Annotated in this window: 19 protein-coding genes and 2 riboswitches; of the genes, 8 read left to right on the top strand and 11 right to left on the bottom strand. The window is 38.1% G+C overall.

Annotation, left to right across the window (positions count from 1 at the left end):
• Positions 1–8: 8 nt before the first annotated feature.
• On the top strand, positions 9–1397 hold the full coding sequence (locus tag AC1DOS_RS01765) for a Sau3AI family type II restriction endonuclease (RefSeq protein ID WP_477536185.1): 1389 nt from the start codon (positions 9–11) through the stop codon (positions 1395–1397).
• Positions 1398–2528 carry a hypothetical protein gene (locus AC1DOS_RS01760; protein ID WP_477536184.1) on the top strand — a complete coding sequence of 377 codons (1131 nt, stop codon included), beginning with the start codon at positions 1398–1400 and terminating at the stop codon, positions 2526–2528.
• Positions 2529–3030: 502 nt separating this feature from the next.
• Here the strand turns inward: AC1DOS_RS01760 and AC1DOS_RS01755 are convergent.
• The 3 genes from AC1DOS_RS01755 to AC1DOS_RS01745 form a co-directional block, all read right to left on the bottom strand.
• Positions 3031–3387 (bottom strand): YolD-like family protein, encoded by a 357-nt coding sequence (locus AC1DOS_RS01755; RefSeq protein ID WP_108585941.1) that lies wholly within the window; start codon positions 3385–3387, stop codon positions 3031–3033.
• Positions 3384–3611 (bottom strand): transcriptional regulator, encoded by a 228-nt coding sequence (locus AC1DOS_RS01750; RefSeq protein ID WP_477536183.1) that lies wholly within the window; start codon positions 3609–3611, stop codon positions 3384–3386. The genes AC1DOS_RS01755 and AC1DOS_RS01750 overlap by 4 nt, the downstream gene beginning before the upstream one ends.
• A gap of 790 nt (positions 3612–4401) precedes the next feature.
• Positions 4402–4836, bottom strand: a complete 435-nt coding sequence (locus AC1DOS_RS01745) for a hypothetical protein (protein ID WP_477536182.1) — start codon at positions 4834–4836, stop codon at positions 4402–4404.
• A 578-nt stretch (positions 4837–5414) separates the two neighbouring features.
• Here AC1DOS_RS01745 and AC1DOS_RS01740 point away from each other — a divergent pair.
• The 4 genes from AC1DOS_RS01740 to AC1DOS_RS01725 all read left to right on the top strand — a co-directional run bounded on the left by AC1DOS_RS01740 (position 5415) and on the right by AC1DOS_RS01725 (position 8395).
• A complete protein-coding gene (locus tag AC1DOS_RS01740; RefSeq protein ID WP_477536181.1) occupies positions 5415–6392 on the top strand; it encodes a F510_1955 family glycosylhydrolase in 978 nt (325 codons plus the stop codon).
• 173 nt (positions 6393–6565) lie between these two features.
• Positions 6566–7120, top strand: a complete 555-nt coding sequence (locus tag AC1DOS_RS01735; protein ID WP_477536180.1) for a TVP38/TMEM64 family protein — start codon at positions 6566–6568, stop codon at positions 7118–7120.
• A 236-nt stretch (positions 7121–7356) separates the two neighbouring features.
• Entirely contained in the window at positions 7357–7449 is a 93-nt protein-coding gene (locus AC1DOS_RS01730) for a YjcZ family sporulation protein (RefSeq protein WP_108585934.1), read from the top strand.
• 166 nt (positions 7450–7615) lie between these two features.
• On the top strand, positions 7616–8395 hold the full coding sequence (locus AC1DOS_RS01725; protein ID WP_477536179.1) for an alpha/beta fold hydrolase: 780 nt from the start codon (positions 7616–7618) through the stop codon (positions 8393–8395).
• A 63-nt stretch (positions 8396–8458) separates the two neighbouring features.
• On the opposite strand, the gene AC1DOS_RS01720 is transcribed toward AC1DOS_RS01725, so the two are convergent.
• Complete coding sequence (locus AC1DOS_RS01720; protein ID WP_477536178.1) at positions 8459–9127, bottom strand: TVP38/TMEM64 family protein; 669 nt, start codon at positions 9125–9127, stop codon at positions 8459–8461.
• A 172-nt stretch (positions 9128–9299) separates the two neighbouring features.
• On the opposite strand from AC1DOS_RS01720, the gene AC1DOS_RS01715 reads away from it, so the two are divergent.
• Both AC1DOS_RS01715 and AC1DOS_RS01710 read left to right on the top strand, forming a co-directional pair.
• Positions 9300–9953 (top strand): plasmid pRiA4b ORF-3 family protein, encoded by a 654-nt coding sequence (locus AC1DOS_RS01715; protein WP_477536177.1) that lies wholly within the window; start codon positions 9300–9302, stop codon positions 9951–9953.
• An 89-nt stretch (positions 9954–10042) separates the two neighbouring features.
• Positions 10043–10144 (top strand): YjcZ family sporulation protein, encoded by a 102-nt coding sequence (locus tag AC1DOS_RS01710; protein ID WP_108585930.1) that lies wholly within the window; start codon positions 10043–10045, stop codon positions 10142–10144.
• A 193-nt stretch (positions 10145–10337) separates the two neighbouring features.
• Here AC1DOS_RS01710 and AC1DOS_RS01705 read toward each other — a convergent pair whose 3' ends face one another.
• The 7 genes from AC1DOS_RS01705 to AC1DOS_RS01675 form a co-directional block, all read right to left on the bottom strand.
• The gene (locus AC1DOS_RS01705) at positions 10338–10868 is read right to left on the bottom strand and encodes a cupin domain-containing protein (protein WP_477536176.1); all 531 of its coding nucleotides are present in this window, start codon (positions 10866–10868) and stop codon (positions 10338–10340) included.
• A 2-nt stretch (positions 10869–10870) separates the two neighbouring features.
• Positions 10871–11500, bottom strand: coding sequence for a methylthioribulose 1-phosphate dehydratase (locus AC1DOS_RS01700; protein ID WP_108585928.1), 630 nt, complete (start codon positions 11498–11500; stop codon positions 10871–10873).
• Complete coding sequence (locus AC1DOS_RS01695) at positions 11497–12156, bottom strand: 2-hydroxy-3-keto-5-methylthiopentenyl-1-phosphate phosphatase (protein WP_477536175.1); 660 nt, start codon at positions 12154–12156, stop codon at positions 11497–11499. The genes AC1DOS_RS01700 and AC1DOS_RS01695 overlap by 4 nt, the downstream gene beginning before the upstream one ends.
• A complete protein-coding gene (locus AC1DOS_RS01690) occupies positions 12153–13367 on the bottom strand; it encodes a 2,3-diketo-5-methylthiopentyl-1-phosphate enolase (RefSeq protein ID WP_477536239.1) in 1215 nt (404 codons plus the stop codon). Before AC1DOS_RS01690 ends, AC1DOS_RS01695 begins: the two co-directional genes overlap by 4 nt.
• A 70-nt stretch (positions 13368–13437) precedes the next feature.
• A riboswitch (SAM riboswitch) is annotated at positions 13438–13543 on the bottom strand.
• Positions 13544–13917: 374 nt separating this feature from the next.
• The gene (locus AC1DOS_RS01685) at positions 13918–14232 is read right to left on the bottom strand and encodes a DMT family transporter (protein ID WP_477536174.1); all 315 of its coding nucleotides are present in this window, start codon (positions 14230–14232) and stop codon (positions 13918–13920) included.
• Complete coding sequence (locus AC1DOS_RS01680) at positions 14232–14567, bottom strand: DMT family transporter (protein WP_477536173.1); 336 nt, start codon at positions 14565–14567, stop codon at positions 14232–14234. The genes AC1DOS_RS01685 and AC1DOS_RS01680 overlap by 1 nt, the downstream gene beginning before the upstream one ends.
• 55 nt (positions 14568–14622) lie before the next feature.
• A riboswitch (guanidine-I (ykkC/yxkD leader) is annotated at positions 14623–14726 on the bottom strand.
• A gap of 230 nt (positions 14727–14956) precedes the next feature.
• A partial coding sequence (locus AC1DOS_RS01675; protein ID WP_477536172.1) for a glycerophosphodiester phosphodiesterase occupies positions 14957–15577 on the bottom strand: 621 nt, incomplete at its 5' end.

Here is a 15577-nt window from a genome sequence, read left to right as displayed (position 1 = left end):
GTACATAATTGATTTACAAAACAGAAGAAGCACTTCTTTATAAAGCAAAAGAAGCTGAGGGTAAAACTTTTGGGGAAATAGACAAGAGCGGCAGAATTGAAAACCCTAAAGCTAAAGGGCAATTAGGACAAATAATCGAAGAAAGTTTCTTTGGATATGAAGTGAATTCCAAGTCAGAGGCAGACTTTTTCGATCTAGGAATTGAGTTGAAAGTTACTCCTTTAAGGCTTAATAAAAATAAAACTATCTCTGCTAAAGAACGATTAGTGTTAAATATAATTAATTATCAAAAAGAAGTGGAGAATACATTTGAATCATCTAGCTTTTGGAAAAAAAGCAAATCGATTTTACTCATGTTCTATCAATGGAGTCCCGAAGTTCATCGTTCTGAATATCAAGTACTTAAAAGTCATCTTTTATCTTTTAGCGAAGAAGATTTACAAATTATTAAGAACGATTGGATATTCATTACTAATAAAATTAAATCTGGAAAAGCCCATGAGCTATCTGAAGCTGACACCATTTATTTAGCTGCATGTACTAAAGGTAAAAATAAAGAAAGTTTAAGAACTCAACCATTTAGCCATATTTCAGCAATGCAAAGAGCTTATAGTTTAAAAGCAAGTTATATAACTGGAGTCGCAAGAAAAATATTATCGAACATAGACTTGATATCAATTACAAATAGCCAAGAACTTAAAAGCAAAACTCTTGAAGAAATTCTTCAGGGTCGCTTTTCTCCGTACATAGGGAAAACCATCACTCAGATTGCATCAGAAAATGGAATCTCAATCAACAAATCCAAAAGTTTTGTTCCCGATTTTGTCAGTGCCTTACTTGGAATCAAAGGAACAAAGCTGGATGACATTGAGGAGTTTTCAAAAGCCAACATTCAGTTTAAAACTGTGCGACTTGAACCAAATGGTATACCAAAAGAACATATGTCATTTAAAAATGTGAACTTTATGGAATGGGCAAATGAGGAATGGGAAGAAAGTTGGCTAAAAAACTATTTTGAACAAACCAAGTTTTTATTGGTCATTTTTGAATATAGAGAAACAGAAAGAGAAAATAAAAACCGTGAATTATTCTTCAAAGGAATCCAACTTTGGAATATGCCGATAAAGGAAATCGATGGAAGACTGCAATTCTTTTGGAAACATGTCCAGCAACAACTCATTAATGGCATTCAAATAGAGATGATTAAAAGGGGTAAAAGTACTGTAGCGAAGAATGATTTACCTTCTCCAGGTAGCAACGGTCTATGTCATATCCGTCCTAAAGGTAGGGATGGGCAGGACAAAACACTTTTACCTGATGGACAAATGATCGCTAAGCAAGCCTTTTGGTTAGATAGAGAATATGTAGCTTATCTTTATAGTCAAGGAGCTGTGTAAATGGCAGGATATATCTTTACACTTGATAGTATTGATTCTTTACATGAATTAATTTTAAACGGTGTTTATAGCACAAATTTAAATATACCCCAAGCAAATAATTGGCTAACTCCACATGAAGGAACTTTCGCTGATTATTTGTCTATGAGTGAAGGTGATAATGTCTATTTTTTCATTAAAAGAAAAATATATGGCGTAGGAAAGCTACTCAATATCAAAGGTGACTGCAAACATTTAAACTTTCCAGAAGCAGACATTCCCATTACCAGAAATTATTCAACTCTAAAAAAACAAATGATTTTGAACAAATCATCCTTTAATTTAGGTAATCGATTCCTTTGCACTTTTGAAAACGCACCCCGTTTTTTTAAAAACGGCATCGATATGGATGATATTTTAGCTTCTAATCCTAAAGCTTTCAAGATGTTACGGGTATTGTGGAAGCTATCTTTCATCAAAATTGATGATGAGGAAAACAAAGCACTCTTTGATATCATTTTAAAAACAAATGAACTCAATATTTCTAATCCTATAAATACCTTTCCTTCTTCATCTAAATCACATAAAAGAATACAAGGTTTAATAGACGAGAATTATAAAGTCTCTTCTAAAAACATTTTATCCTTAGCCTCTAGCGGTTCGAAAATAAGACATGAAATGGCTATAGAAGCAGGTATTATTGATTACATTAAAAATTCACCAACTGGTATCTTTGGTCATTGGGACTATTTGTCCCACCAAGTTGTTGCTTCTCCTTTTAAACCGGTAGATTATATGGATAAAATGGATGTTTTCGGATATCGATTCATTCCATCATTTACTACTATCTCTAAATATTTAACAATTGAAATAAAAAAAGATATTGCTGATAGAGAAGTCCTTAATCAATTAATGAAATACGTTGACTGGATAAATCAAGAATATAGTTTCGGTGATTATTCAATGATTGAAGCCTTTATAGTAGCTCATGATTTTCCAGATGAAGTTGTCAAAATGAAAAATGAAATTGGCAATCGGACTTTTGTTAAAGGTAGACGTCCTGCAGAAACAATTCATTGGTGTAACTTACGATTGATTAAGTATTCCTATGACGAATCCCTTTCATCCCTTGTGTTTAATGAGATAAAGTAAAGAAAAGTGAAAAAACGACCGGAATTGTATCTCGGCCGTTCTCTGTATGGAATAAAAGTTTCAATTCTTTAGTTACCAAAAGCAATTTACTTCGCATGAAAATGAGAAAATCTCCGCAAGTGGACGAGACACGATGGACTAAGAATAGAGTCACCACTGCCTCTCAGAAAGCCAGGAGTAATAGGATGTCAGTGCGCCAAAAGCGCACTGGCATCCTATTTTCACGTGCTTTTGAACCTGGCAAATACGGATCTATTTATAGTCCGAAGTGTCTCTGGAACTAAGCGCAGCTTTCCATTTTTTTCATGTATTATGATTGATGAAATATTAATTTTGCCTACTGTTACATGATTTTTTCTTAGGATATGGAGTATCTTCGTCAGCTCGTGACTTTGTGTTAGAGGAAGTAATTGAAAGAGAATTTACATCCTTGAAAATTATATGCAGTTAGTATTGACCTCCTTAGTATTTGGCTAAAGAGGTTTTTTGATATTCACTAAGGTTACGCAATAACAAAAACACCGACAAGTTCATCAAGTGGTAGTTGGTGGATGCCGTATGGGTCTTCGTAGCGAAGGTATTGGTTGTTGGCTTGTTTGATAATGCCGCGATGATAGTGGAGCTTGCCGTTTTTCCATGAGGTTAGGCGTGTTTCCATTTCGCTAATGAGTGCGCGTTCGATTTCTTCTTGCATTGTATCGTAGTCGAATTCGTCGAGTTCTGGTTTTTTTACCTTGTCGTAATCTTCTTGCCATTGACGAAGTTCAGCCACGTGCTCTGGCAACATCATGGCCGTCCACTTAATCTTGCCGCGATCTTTAAGATCACCATCCACTTTTAGACCACGATTGATTTTCATGCAATTACGTCCTCCCTTTCTCTTCGAATAACTGGAACTGCTGCTAGGACATGGTCAAAGTAAAAAGTGCGCTTGGCCTGTTTGGTAAAACAGTACGCTTGAAACGTGTCTTGGTAGGCTTTAATAACTTTCACACGACGTTTGGTGATGTTCCCGTCCTTTGCAAGATAGACCATTTCCAGAATATCTTGCCGCTTCATATACTTCACAATGGTGCCTTTCATACAAGCAGCCTCCCTTTTCTTTAGTATATGCGAACATCTGTTCTTTTATCAATAATTTTTTGTTGGCAATTGGTGGGAGATGATATTCATCTTCTTTTCTTTTTTAAAACACAAAAAAACAGCTCCAATGGAATGAGCTGCTTTTCCTTGTTATTTGAGCAGAACCTTTTAATCAACTGTTTTTTGATTTCGATTTATTTGAAACGAAGATGATCGTGCCAACGATGACTGCTGCTAGCACCATAAAAAAAGCAATACCCGCTAATAAAAATAAACTATTCATGATAAACTCCTACTTTTCTTATTTTTTGACTCTGTTAAACGAAATTGTTGTTTATCGTACATTTGGGGCGCAAATACTCTTTTGTTTGTAATGAATTATCGAAAGCATTGCTAATAAAAGCCAAAATAAAAGAAGCAAGAAGAGGCCGAAATGCATCTTCGGCCGAACATCTATTTAAAATTGTCTTCTTTTCTGTAGTTAACGAAACCAAAATTACTGAGTGCTTTCAGGTTTCAAGGGAGCGAAGGATGCACACTCGCCGTAGGATGATCTATAAAAAGAGGGTTTGGCGAAGTGACGCAGTCACAAGCCCATCCTCTATATTCCCTAGATTATTGTGCAGCAGGTAAAGCGTCCGAAGCGGACTAGAAACCTGTCACACTAAATACTCATCTCTAATCTTTTCAAATCTTTTCAAATCTAATTAAGAAAACAACTTTGAATTTGTAATGCAAAAATACCCCGACACTTGAAACTGCCAGGGGTTATTTTTCTTTTATCGTTAATTTAGCTTTCTGTATTAAAAAATTGAATTAGCTGATTCTTGCTTGGATTTTGAATTGGGTACCTTAGGTCACTATCCCCCATGTTTATAATGTATGGGTTTGTCGCTTCGATTACTTTGAACTTCCAATGTGGAGGAAGCCTAGATGAAGTGGGCTTTGTATCTGATATCATCATTTTCTTTTCGAATGATTTTAGTTTGGCCATTAAAAATTCTTCTTTAAAGCGGATCAGTAAATAGCCTTCTTGTTCTTCTGTTTCGAATAACTCCATAATGCTTTCTCCAACTTCAAACAAATGATTCTTATTTTGCACAGATGGTGAGATAATAAAAAATTTTCCTTTTCGAAAAACTTTTGTATTTCTCTCTTGGTGCAAACCAAGGTCATGAACTAAAAAATCTAAATTCACTTTTGATGATTCACGAGCAGTAGCCATAAAAATTCACTCCTTAAATTTTTCATCCGATACTTTAATTATATCTCAACTAATTCGTTACATCTCAATTTGTTATAATTATCTCACAAATTGCACAATTAATGAATGCTAGATAAAAGAAAGTAAAAAACGACCGAAATTGTATCTTCGGTCGTTGCGTTTATGGAATAGAAGGTGTTGCTTCTTTCATTACCCAAAAGGGTTCTGGTGCTTTTTTACTCTCCTACATAGAACAACTTAAATAAAATCTCTCTTTGAGGTACTTGCAAGCGTTCGAACTTCTCCAAAAACGCAGCTTTATCGTAGGTTACTTGATGTATAGTAACTTGCGCTTCTGCTTCAGTTAAATCGATAATGCCATATGGGGCAGTGTCTTAAGCGTGATGGTGAGTATATTGTGCTTTTTTCTGCACAGTTTTTTTTATATTTTTCGTGTACAATTGGGGCAGTTAATAGAGGACGGTACCGTCGATTCACATGTTCGGAATTTGCGTGACAAATAAAAACTGCTAGGTTTCAAGCGTCCGAGTATATTGTGACAGTTTGGGCATCGGCTATAAATGGAAGTGAGGAAGAACATGAAGACATGGATAATTATTATGGGTCTGCTTAGTTTAACGCTTGCAGCCTGTTCATCAAATGACACCACAGAAGAAAACGAAAAGACAGTAGATGAAGCCGCTCAAGACGCTCCTCTTGCGCCTTCAGAAGATTTTTACCAGAAAACAACTGACACCAAGTTGGACCATATTCATGGACTCGGCTACCCAGGTTCCGGTGATGCATTAATGCTTGCCTCCCATCACGGCCCCCTTCTCTATGAAGAAGGAACGTGGAAAGAAACAACGGGCGAAAAGCATGATTATATGGGCTTTCAAGCAGTAGCTGATGGATTTGTTTCAAGCGGTCATCCAGAACCTGGATCAGATTATGAGAACCCGCTTGGACTACTAAAAAGCACAGATGCCGGAGAAACATTTAAACAATATGCGTTTGCAGGTGAAATCGACTTTCATTATTTAGCGGCTAGCTACCATACAGATCGTATCTATGTTTTTAACGAAATGCCTACTGACAAGTTAGAGAACGGCTTCTTTTATACAGACGATTACGGACAGAAGTGGACAACGATGGACATGAATGGCTTTGAAGCCGAAATGATGTCTAATATGGCGGCTCATCCAGACACACCTGCAACTGTTGCGATTGGCACAGACCGAGGATTATATCTATCAACGGATGCAGGTCAAAGCTTTTCACTATTCAAGGATGACATGTACATCACTTATGTGACGTTAAGTAAAAGTCATGCGTACGTAGCGGAGTTAGTAGGTGACAAGGTGCAGTTGGTTCAAATTGACCTTGCTTCAAAAGAAGCAAAGGCTCTTTCAGTTCCACAACTGGCTAAAGATAATGCCGTCACTTATATTGCTACACACCCAACGAATGACAAAGAGATTTCGATTGCAACCCTACAAAATAATGTCTACCAAACGACTGATGGCGGGGTTACATGGAAGAGCTTAGTAAAACTCGGTGACTTGACAAAAGAATAGGCACTCTCGTGTTTTGGGTGTTGCTTCATTCTTCTATCATTAAAAAATAGCAGAAAGCCAAACAAGATGAGTCCTCATCTTGTTTGGCTTTTTATTATGCAGATTGTCAACGTCATTATTGAGTAAAATCGTGCTACTATAAATGCATCTTAGTTTTGATAAAGGAGATATCTATGGCAATAATCGAATCTTATATGTCCATGGTTCCCTTCCCTATAGCTGTATTGATAAGTATGCTAGTGAATATCGTGATTAGTATCGTAGGAGTTATTCCGAGTGCATTTCTGACTGCCATAAATGTCACGGCATTTGGCTTTTGGGGTGGGTTTTCAGTTTCTCTTATTGGAGAGATTGCCGGGAGTTTGGTTGCCTTTTGGTTGTATCGAAAAGGGTTTAGAAAGTTTGTTAACAATCGGTCTAAACATACACCACGGATGAAAAAGTTGCTCGATGCTTCTACTCGAGAGGCAATCTGGTTAGTAATTGGCTTACGATTAATGCCATTCATCCCTTCTGGATTAGTGACGCTATATGCTGCCGTCAGTAAGATGCGTTTCGGGTCATTTGTAGCGGCCAGCAGTATAGGCAAAGTTCCAGCTTTACTACTTGAAGTTTCAGCAACGTATGCTGTTGTGAAATGGATAGGTATTGGGCAAATTATTGTTTTCGGGTTGGCAGTTGGTGTACTATGTATGGTTTGGATAAAGATGAAACAACCTAAGAAATGATTCAGTACACTAAGAGTATCGAACCGTGAAAAACAGGGCATTCTGTCTAACAAAAACCCCCTTTCACCGCCCGTGTACGAGCTGTTGAAAAGTACTAGTCCTAAACTATTTTAATTTTTTAAGCAACATAATAGTTTTTACACCTATTTATAATATAATCCCATGACGTTGCCCCATATGTCGGATATTGTTTTGCGTATAATACAACATTCCCACAAAGAAAGGCGGTGTTATCTATGGGTGGACATCACGACGGCGGATCTTCTTTTGCTTTGCTGGTGGTTCTTTTCATTTTATTAATTATTGTTGGAGCTGCTTTTCTTTGCTAATTAAAATAATCATAAGGAAGAGAAAGCCACTCCCTACGCACAGCGAGAGCGCGAATAAGCGCTCTCATTTATTTCAAAAATCTACGGGTTGGTTCGAATAGGACAAGTAGGTTGATGAAAGTTTACATAATCCTCAGGAGGGAATTTAAAAAGTAGAGGTGACTTGATGCCAACATTTACGAGTAATGGAATGATTCTAACATATGAAGAACACGGGGCTGGTGAGCCATTTGTTTTGTTGCATGGATTGACTGGTAATCGCCACATGTTTGAAAATGAAGTGAAAATCTTAAAGAAGTATTTCCGCATAATTGTCTTGGATGCTCGCGGACATGGAGATTCTGAAAAACCGTCTACGTATACATTAGATGACCATATTGGCGACGTGCTTCGGTTACTGGACCACTTAGAAATCGAAGAAACTTATCTACTCGGCGTCTCGATGGGTAGTTATATTGCACAAGGTGTAGCCATCGCTTCACCAGAGCGTGTGAAGAAGTTGATGTTAGTGGCAACGAAATCACAAGGCAAAACGTCTTCTATGGAAGCCTTATTTGAGAAACACGCAGATGATCTTGAAGGATTAGACTTTTCGGAGAAAGTCGTGAAAGTATCTCCTTACATTTTTCATGATTTGAAAGCTGTCGGCAAGTGGAGCCACAAAGCCGGACAGCAGAGCCCTCCCTTAACAGCAAAAGAGATTTCCGCTGCTAATGAAGCATTAGAAGGCTTTGATTTTCGTGGAGATTTGCATCGAATCACTGCTGAAACGCTTGTTATTAGTGGAGATCACGACGGTCTAAACCCACCAGAAGTAGGTCGTGAAACGGCGAGACTGATTCCGAATGCCACGTTCGTTGAATTTAATCAATCCGGACATGCTCCAAACGTAGAGCAACCACTGCTATTTTTGGATTTCATCTTAGAGTTTGTTGACCAAAAATAAAGGATTCGTTCATTTAATAAAATAACCCCAGCTCGCTTTTGGCGAACTAGGGTTATTTTAGTTTCATTTAGGTTGTTTACGTTTTTTGCGAACAAGTTTAAATAAGTAGTACGCTAAAATGGCACCGATTAAGCCCCCCCAAATTAGAGCTTCATCTAATTCTTCCGACAAAAGTCCTGCAGGAATTAATGCAAGAGCAAAAAAGAAAAGGAAATTTCCAATAGTGGTTGCGAGGATAAACGGCCAAATCCGTACCGTACTGAGTCCTCCCAATATATTGACCAAACTAGTTGGAACTAAAGGGAATACCCTGGCTTGAAAGACATACGAAAAACCATTTGCATCAATTTTCTTAAGAAGTTCGGGTTTGAATTTTTCAATTAAGCGCTCTTGAAATAAATATCGCACGCTATAAAATACAGCAACTGCCGCAATTATACTCGAGATCCAACTCCATAAAAAACCATTAATAAAACCAAACAACGTAATATTAATACTAATTACCAATAGTAAAGGAAACACCGTAAATGAATTTTGAAGGATCATGATCACTAACATAAACACAACCGCATGCAGCATATTATCATCTAAAAAATCTTGAGTTGCTTCGATATCTTGATTCACTAGAAGCGTAATGATTTGGCGATTCATGATTAGAAAAACGAGCAACAGTATGAAGCCGCCCCAAATTAACCAGTTTTTATTTGTGAATTTGTTTAAGGCCTCTTTCATTTGTCACCTGCTCGCTTTTTAATCAAATTATCAACACTAGAAATGGGATTTCTCACGTTCTTAAATTAGTTTTATCATATCACGATTCATTAATACCAGCCCTTTTTTAATCTTCACAAGGAGCACCCTAATTATGTTATGATGAAAAAAATCCTTAAAATGGGGTGTTATGATGAAAGCTTACCAATTTCTTGTCACACTAAATCACGTAGAACCAAAGGTATGGCGTCGGTTTGTCATGCCTGTCGAACTTGATTTTTATGATTTGCATTCCGTAATTCAAACCTCTATGGGGTGGACAGACAGTCACTTGTTTAATTTCTTCGTTGAAGACTCCATTAACAACAAAACGATTGAGCTGGTTGCAAATGAAGAAACCGTTACAGAAAATTTCGCAATGGCACAACATTACATGAAAAACCCTCCTGAAGAAGGGACCTATGAATATAAAATGTATCAACGAATCATTCGCAAGCAATTATTGCTAGCAAGAGACGTAGATTTAAATCAATATGTACATGAATCTCCAGACTTTCGCTACCTGTATGACTTTGGCGACGGCTGGGATCATGAAGTGATATTTGAAAAAGTAGTGGATGATTTCGAGTATGATTATCCTCAAGTTCTAGAAGGCAAAGGTACTTGTCCTCCCGAAGACGTTGGAGGCCCACCAGGTTATGATGAATTCCAGCGTGTCATAAAAGATAAAGAAGATCCTGACCACGCATCTATGAAAAAATGGGCCAAAAGCCAAGGTTATAAAAAATTTAATTTGGCGAAGGTCAATTCAAATTTAAAAGATGAGTGGGACATTATTTGCGAATAATTCTTCTTTCTGATTCCTGCTCTGTTCCCGTATCTGCCTTATAAAAGTGCATATGTTAAAACATCCTTCCTAAAAAGGTGGTGTTAAACATGGGTGGTAACGAATGTTGCAACAATAACGATTCTACATTCATTTTGATCGTTGTTCTCTTCATCTTATTAATTATTGTCGGTGCAAGTTTCATATGCTAAGTAATTTTGATTAATCCTCAATTTTCACTATGACGCGGACCTTTTCTTCCCCATAAGCGTGCGCCATAGCATCAGAAAAACCTGACTCCCACTGCGGATGTCAGGTTTTTTCGTTGCGTTGTTGTGTCTGTATACGTCTGGAGAGGATAAAATGTCCGTACCCAGGTGAATGGTCGGAACGATTTCTCTTCACTTATGCAACCGTTTCTTTCTCATAAATTGGAACCCACCCTTCTGTTGTAACAAAGATACGAACCGCTACGACTTTGCGGTCTTCCATTAACGTAAAGTAGTGACGCACGTTTTCAGGAACAGAGATTAAGTCACCAGGTTGGAGTTCGACGTCGAAAAATTCACCATCATTCGCTTGAATGACGAAAATGCCATGTCCACTCACAATGAAACGCACTTCGTCGTCCTCGTGATGGTGTTCTTGTTGGAAATTTTTCAGCAGCTGTTCTAAATTCGGAGTTGATTCTGAAAGTGAAATCACATCCGCTTGTTGGTAGTTGCGACGCTCAGAAATATCGGCAATATCGATGCCAAATGCCGATAAAATTTGTTGTTTTTCTTCATCAGTTAAGTTGAATTTTTCACGAAGTTCCTTCGGGAGTTTATCAATATCCCATTTTTCATAAATGACTTCGTTGCTATATAAAAAATCGATTACTGCTTGTTCATCTTCAATACGTTCGTTTGATGCGTGTTTTCGAATGAATGCCATGATTAAAAACTCCCCACTACATGTTTTATGGATGCTACTTTGACTTGATAAGAGAATAAAAATTCCCATGCTTCCAAGATTTTTTTTGCTTCAAAGGCATCTTTTCCCCACACTGTAATTCCATGATTTTGAATAAGAATTGCCCCACTGTCTCCATTAACATAGCGATCAAATTGTTCAGCTAAAGTTGGGATGTGCGCGATATTCGCGATGATAGGGATGCTGACTTTGGCGTCTTGCTCCCATGAACCTAGAGCTTTAATAATTTCATTTCCAGTAAATTCAATATGTGTTTCATTTTTGTACAGTTCTGTAATCACATTGTTATCGATGGTATGCACATGAAGGACGCAGCCCGCGTTGGTTTTATTATAGATTTTGGCGTGCAACAATGTTTCAGCTGAAGGCTTTGACGTTGTGTCCTCTAACTTTTCACCATTTGAATCGACCAACAAAAAGTCGTGATTCGTGAATTTGCGTTTGTCTTTCCCTGATGCCGTGACTAGAAATGAAACGGGTTCATTCGAAACTTTAATAGACAAATTACCACTTGTTCCATAAAACCAATCGCGATCGGCTAATTCTTTTTTGATAGCTGCCAAATCGCTCCAACGTGAAAAGTAATTGCTCATGTGTGTACCTCCAATTGCTCTAAAATGTGAATTACATCTCTAAATGTTTCAAATGGCTCAAACGCAATGTTAAGTTCTTCGCACTTTTTACTGAGAAAATCTCTCGCAATGACTTTGTCTGCTAGTTTTGCAGCTTGTAGATCAGTAATAGAATCTCCGATGACGATTTTATAAGTGTTGTCTTCACTAAGTTTGCGAATGATGGATGGCTTACAGCAACCACAGCCATTTGAACAAAATTCATCACAAGTGTGTGGCCATTCAATCGAAATCGTATCACCTGAGAAATCTGCGACATTGCAATAAATATGGTCTTCAGTAATATAATCTTTCAGCAAAGGTTTGACGAAGAAATCAATGCCACCTGATACGATAAAGAGCGGAATACGTTGTGATCTCGTATACGCAACAAAGTCTTCAAAACCTTCGCGAATTTGTGCTTGGTCGAGGACAAATTGCGTAATTTCATCTTTTTGATTGGTTGAAAGCAAGTTGAAAAGTTGCGTAACACCTTGTTGAATGGAAATTTCTTGTCCGAGAATTTGGTCTTTTATCGGCTCCCATTCAGGTGGTGCGAACTTTTTCATGATGGCCATGATGTTGTCTTTGGTGGTGATGGTGCCATCAAAATCACAAAAAATAACTGGTTGGCTCATCGTACTTTGTCACCCCACAATTCAAGTACTTGTCGAAGTTCTTCGTTTGTTTGTGAGGCGACTGATAGGGTTTTCTTTAAAAGCGTTGCATCGACCGCTTGCCTGAATGCCTTACCTCCTGCTGCAGATCCTTCTGGATGACCGTGTACTCCGCCCCCTGCATTAATTACCGAATCAACTCCAAAATCTTCGATAAGTTGTGGCACCATTCCTGGATGAATTCCCGCTGAAGGCACAGGAAGTGTTGGTTTCACGCAATTTGGTTTCGTTAGCGATTCCACAATCTTAAGAGTTTCGGTTTTTTCAAGAGCCACACTTCCATATGGCGAAGGAAATAAGGAGAAATCCGCTCCTGCAAAACGCAGTAATTTGCCTAGTGCAAGTTGGTTTGACAGCCCGTAATATGGTGATGGCGTGAATGCTCCTGATACAGCAGGGTGCGCCATGATTGGAATCGCAATTTCACTATCCTCGGCTAAGCTTTGAAGCGTATCGAGTCCGTATGCATAAACATTAAACAACAACATGTCTGCCCCAAGCTCTGTTGCACGTTTTGCTTTGTCTCTTAAGTCAAATGTGCGTCCCGTTAAATTCACAGCGTATCGTGTGCGATGTCCAGTTTCTGAATATACTTTTTCGAGAACTTCACGACCTTTCGTGATTCGTTCTTCAAAAGGCGTTAACTCGTTGTCGAACAAGATCTCATCGTCTTTCACAAAATCCACGCCACCACGTGCCTGTTGTTCGAGTTGGTGCAGTAAAAAAGATAAGTCTTTGCCAAGGATTCCTTTGAAAATACTCATAACAAAAGGGCGATCTTGCACACCCGTCCAATTGCGAATCCCCTCAATCCCAAACTTAGGTCCTTTGAAGTGAGTAGCTAGCTCCGCACTGAACTCCAAATCAATTAATTTGATTTCCCCATCAAGCGATAATTTGCCAAAGGTCGTCGTCAAAATTGCTGGCAAGTCTGGACTAAAATTCGCAGCAGGATAAGCAATTCGAATAATTCCTTTCGTACGATTTGCATTTGGCTCCTCACCTAATGATTGGACAGATACAACGCGGCCTTTATGTTTCTTTAATTGTTGTTGTTCGAGTTGAGGCAAATCAGTCCAAGAACCAACAGTCAGACCAAGTGCAATGCCTTCAGCTTTTTTCTCCAAGTTTCCTGCGTTATGGACCAAATAACTCGCAATTACTTCACTCAAATTCGTCACCTCTTTAATCCACATAAAAAACCTCTTCACAAAAAAGAAGAGGTTAGTAAAAACTAACATCCTCTTATCTGTCAGCTACTGCTGCAAGAATTAGCACCGTGCCTACTCGCGTAAGTCGGTTGCCGGGTTTCATAGGGCTAGTTCCCTCCACCTGCTCTTGATAAGAAAAATGTAGATATGTATTTTTTAAAAATATAAATCGAATTATTGCATCTATTTTTAGTATTGTCAACACAATTTTTACACAAATCTGAATTAAACAACAGTTATTCAGTTGAGTCGAGTGAACTTGATAATTTACTGTGCGCGAAATGGACAAGCAGCATAGTAAACATTATAACAAGAGACCCGTCTCGCAGAAAAAGCGAAGCAGGTCTCTTGTAATTTTGAGCTTGAGAATTAGGAGGAAATTGGATAGTTGCGACAATAACATGAAAAGTTGAGACAATAATTCAAGAAGTTGCGATAATAACGATGAAAGTTACGACAATAACTAATAAAGTTGCGACTATAGATACCTAAAAAATCTTGCATCATAACATTATGAAATGAACTTCAATCCGACAGCTGCGCCTAACACCATTGCGATAAACAGCATGCGCAACCAGGTTTTCGGTTCCCCATATAAAATCATGCCTAAAATCGCACCACCAGAGGCGCCAATACCTGTCCATACTGCATAAGCCGTTCCCATCGGAAGACTTTCCATCGCGAATGCAAGAAATAAAAAACTTGCGCCAAAACTGACGAACAATCCAGTGATTGATTTCCAATTACGCTTTTTGTGCACTTGGTTGATCATCACAACGCCTGTCATTTCAAATAGTCCTGCAATGATTAAAAATAGCCAAGCCATTAGGATGCCCCCTCTTCCTGTTCTTTTGTCACTAGTTTAAGCCCAACAACACCAATCAACAGAAGCGCAATCAACCCAATTTTCGCGATGTTAAAATCTTGTCCAAAAAATAGGATATCTGCGATTACTGTGCCTGCTGTCCCGAGTCCAACGAACACCGCGTACACTGTACCCACCGGTAATGTTTTCCCTGCCATGATCATTAAATAAAAACTCACAGCAATGGCCACTGCCGTCCCAATCCATGTCCATACATCATCCGCGTGTTTTAAGCCAATGACCCAAAACACTTCAAAAAAAGCGGCAATGAATACTTTCATCCATTCTTTATTCATCCTGTTCATCCTCCTCCAATAAAAATAAGCCTGAGAAATTAACGTAAAATACGCTATCTCCCAGGCTTTTATCCTTCCGTGTATCTTTGCAAACAAGCAAAGCGTTTTCTCTCGGACCAGACCAAACCAGTTGTTTGCGGAACCCTAGAAAACTTAATCACCATAAATGGCGCTTTATGAAATTAATCAGTGCATGGCTAGAATAATACATCTTATGCGGCTAGTCAAATGAAGAGCTCATTTCATTACTCATTATGTAAAATCCACACTTGTATTTTTCCAACGAATGGCATTACGGAAATTACAGAGTGAACATATTTTTTCTGGTTTTTGATCCGATATATAAAAGATTGACCCAGAAAGGAAAGGGTCAATCTAGTTGATTACTATTATTTTCTTGGGTCAACATAGTCAGGATAATCCGTAATAATACCATCCACTTTCATCTTCAAAAGAAAGTCAGCAGATTCATGACTACGTACAGTCCATGATTGTATTTTCATCCCTTGTGAGTGCACTTGATTGACTACATCTTCAGTGATTAATCCGTAACTTGGATTAAAATAATCAGCGTAAGCACTAAACTCTTTTAATGCTTGCGGTGTTGTATGTGCCTTTGACCCTGTCAGCACACCAATTGGAACTTTCGGTAGAAGGGTGTTCATTTTTTTCATAGATTCAAAGTTAAAAGATTGAATAATCATTTTTTCATTTTGCGGCTTATCAAGATTGCGATCTTTTAACTCCTGAGCAATACTTTCTTCAATGCCAGGATAGAGTTCTGGAGCCTTTAATTCAAGTAAAATACCAATCTTCCCATGATATTTATCGAGAATTTCGTCAAACGTAGGGATTTTTTCTCCTGCAAATTCATAGCCCTTCCAGCTTCCTGCATCCAGATTTTTCAGTTGGTTAAAAGTTAAATCTTTTATATACCCAGTGCCATCTGTTGTTCGGTCAACAGAAGTATCATGCATTATGACTAATTCACCATCTTTACTTCTTTGAAT

The sequence above is a fragment of the Paenisporosarcina sp. P5_A11 genome (genome assembly GCF_056400705.1).
The sequence above is the reverse complement of the archived record's forward strand: the minus strand, read 5'-3'. Positions and strand labels throughout refer to the sequence as shown.

What these genes read in the sequence shown, in the direction of transcription:
- AC1DOS_RS01735 (WP_477536180.1), top strand. Translation starts at nt 6,566, where the DNA reads ATGGCAATAATCGAATCTTATATGTCCATGGTTCCCTTCCCTATAGCT.
- AC1DOS_RS01750 (WP_477536183.1), bottom strand. Translation starts at nt 3,611, where the DNA reads ATGAAAGGCACCATTGTGAAGTATATGAAGCGGCAAGATATTCTGGAA.
- AC1DOS_RS01700 (WP_108585928.1), bottom strand. Translation starts at nt 11,500, where the DNA reads ATGAGCAATTACTTTTCACGTTGGAGCGATTTGGCAGCTATCAAAAAA.
- AC1DOS_RS01725 (WP_477536179.1), top strand. Translation starts at nt 7,616, where the DNA reads ATGCCAACATTTACGAGTAATGGAATGATTCTAACATATGAAGAACAC.
- AC1DOS_RS01715 (WP_477536177.1), top strand. Translation starts at nt 9,300, where the DNA reads ATGAAAGCTTACCAATTTCTTGTCACACTAAATCACGTAGAACCAAAG.
- AC1DOS_RS01680 (WP_477536173.1), bottom strand. Translation starts at nt 14,567, where the DNA reads ATGAATAAAGAATGGATGAAAGTATTCATTGCCGCTTTTTTTGAAGTG.
- AC1DOS_RS01745 (WP_477536182.1), bottom strand. Translation starts at nt 4,836, where the DNA reads ATGGCTACTGCTCGTGAATCATCAAAAGTGAATTTAGATTTTTTAGTT.
- AC1DOS_RS01720 (WP_477536178.1), bottom strand. Translation starts at nt 9,127, where the DNA reads ATGAAAGAGGCCTTAAACAAATTCACAAATAAAAACTGGTTAATTTGG.
- AC1DOS_RS01685 (WP_477536174.1), bottom strand. Translation starts at nt 14,232, where the DNA reads ATGGCTTGGCTATTTTTAATCATTGCAGGACTATTTGAAATGACAGGC.
- AC1DOS_RS01710 (WP_108585930.1), top strand. Translation starts at nt 10,043, where the DNA reads ATGGGTGGTAACGAATGTTGCAACAATAACGATTCTACATTCATTTTG.
- AC1DOS_RS01730 (WP_108585934.1), top strand. Translation starts at nt 7,357, where the DNA reads ATGGGTGGACATCACGACGGCGGATCTTCTTTTGCTTTGCTGGTGGTT.
- AC1DOS_RS01755 (WP_108585941.1), bottom strand. Translation starts at nt 3,387, where the DNA reads ATGAAAATCAATCGTGGTCTAAAAGTGGATGGTGATCTTAAAGATCGC.
- AC1DOS_RS01760 (WP_477536184.1), top strand. Translation starts at nt 1,398, where the DNA reads ATGGCAGGATATATCTTTACACTTGATAGTATTGATTCTTTACATGAA.
- AC1DOS_RS01740 (WP_477536181.1), top strand. Translation starts at nt 5,415, where the DNA reads ATGAAGACATGGATAATTATTATGGGTCTGCTTAGTTTAACGCTTGCA.
- AC1DOS_RS01695 (WP_477536175.1), bottom strand. Translation starts at nt 12,156, where the DNA reads ATGAGCCAACCAGTTATTTTTTGTGATTTTGATGGCACCATCACCACC.
- AC1DOS_RS01705 (WP_477536176.1), bottom strand. Translation starts at nt 10,868, where the DNA reads ATGGCATTCATTCGAAAACACGCATCAAACGAACGTATTGAAGATGAA.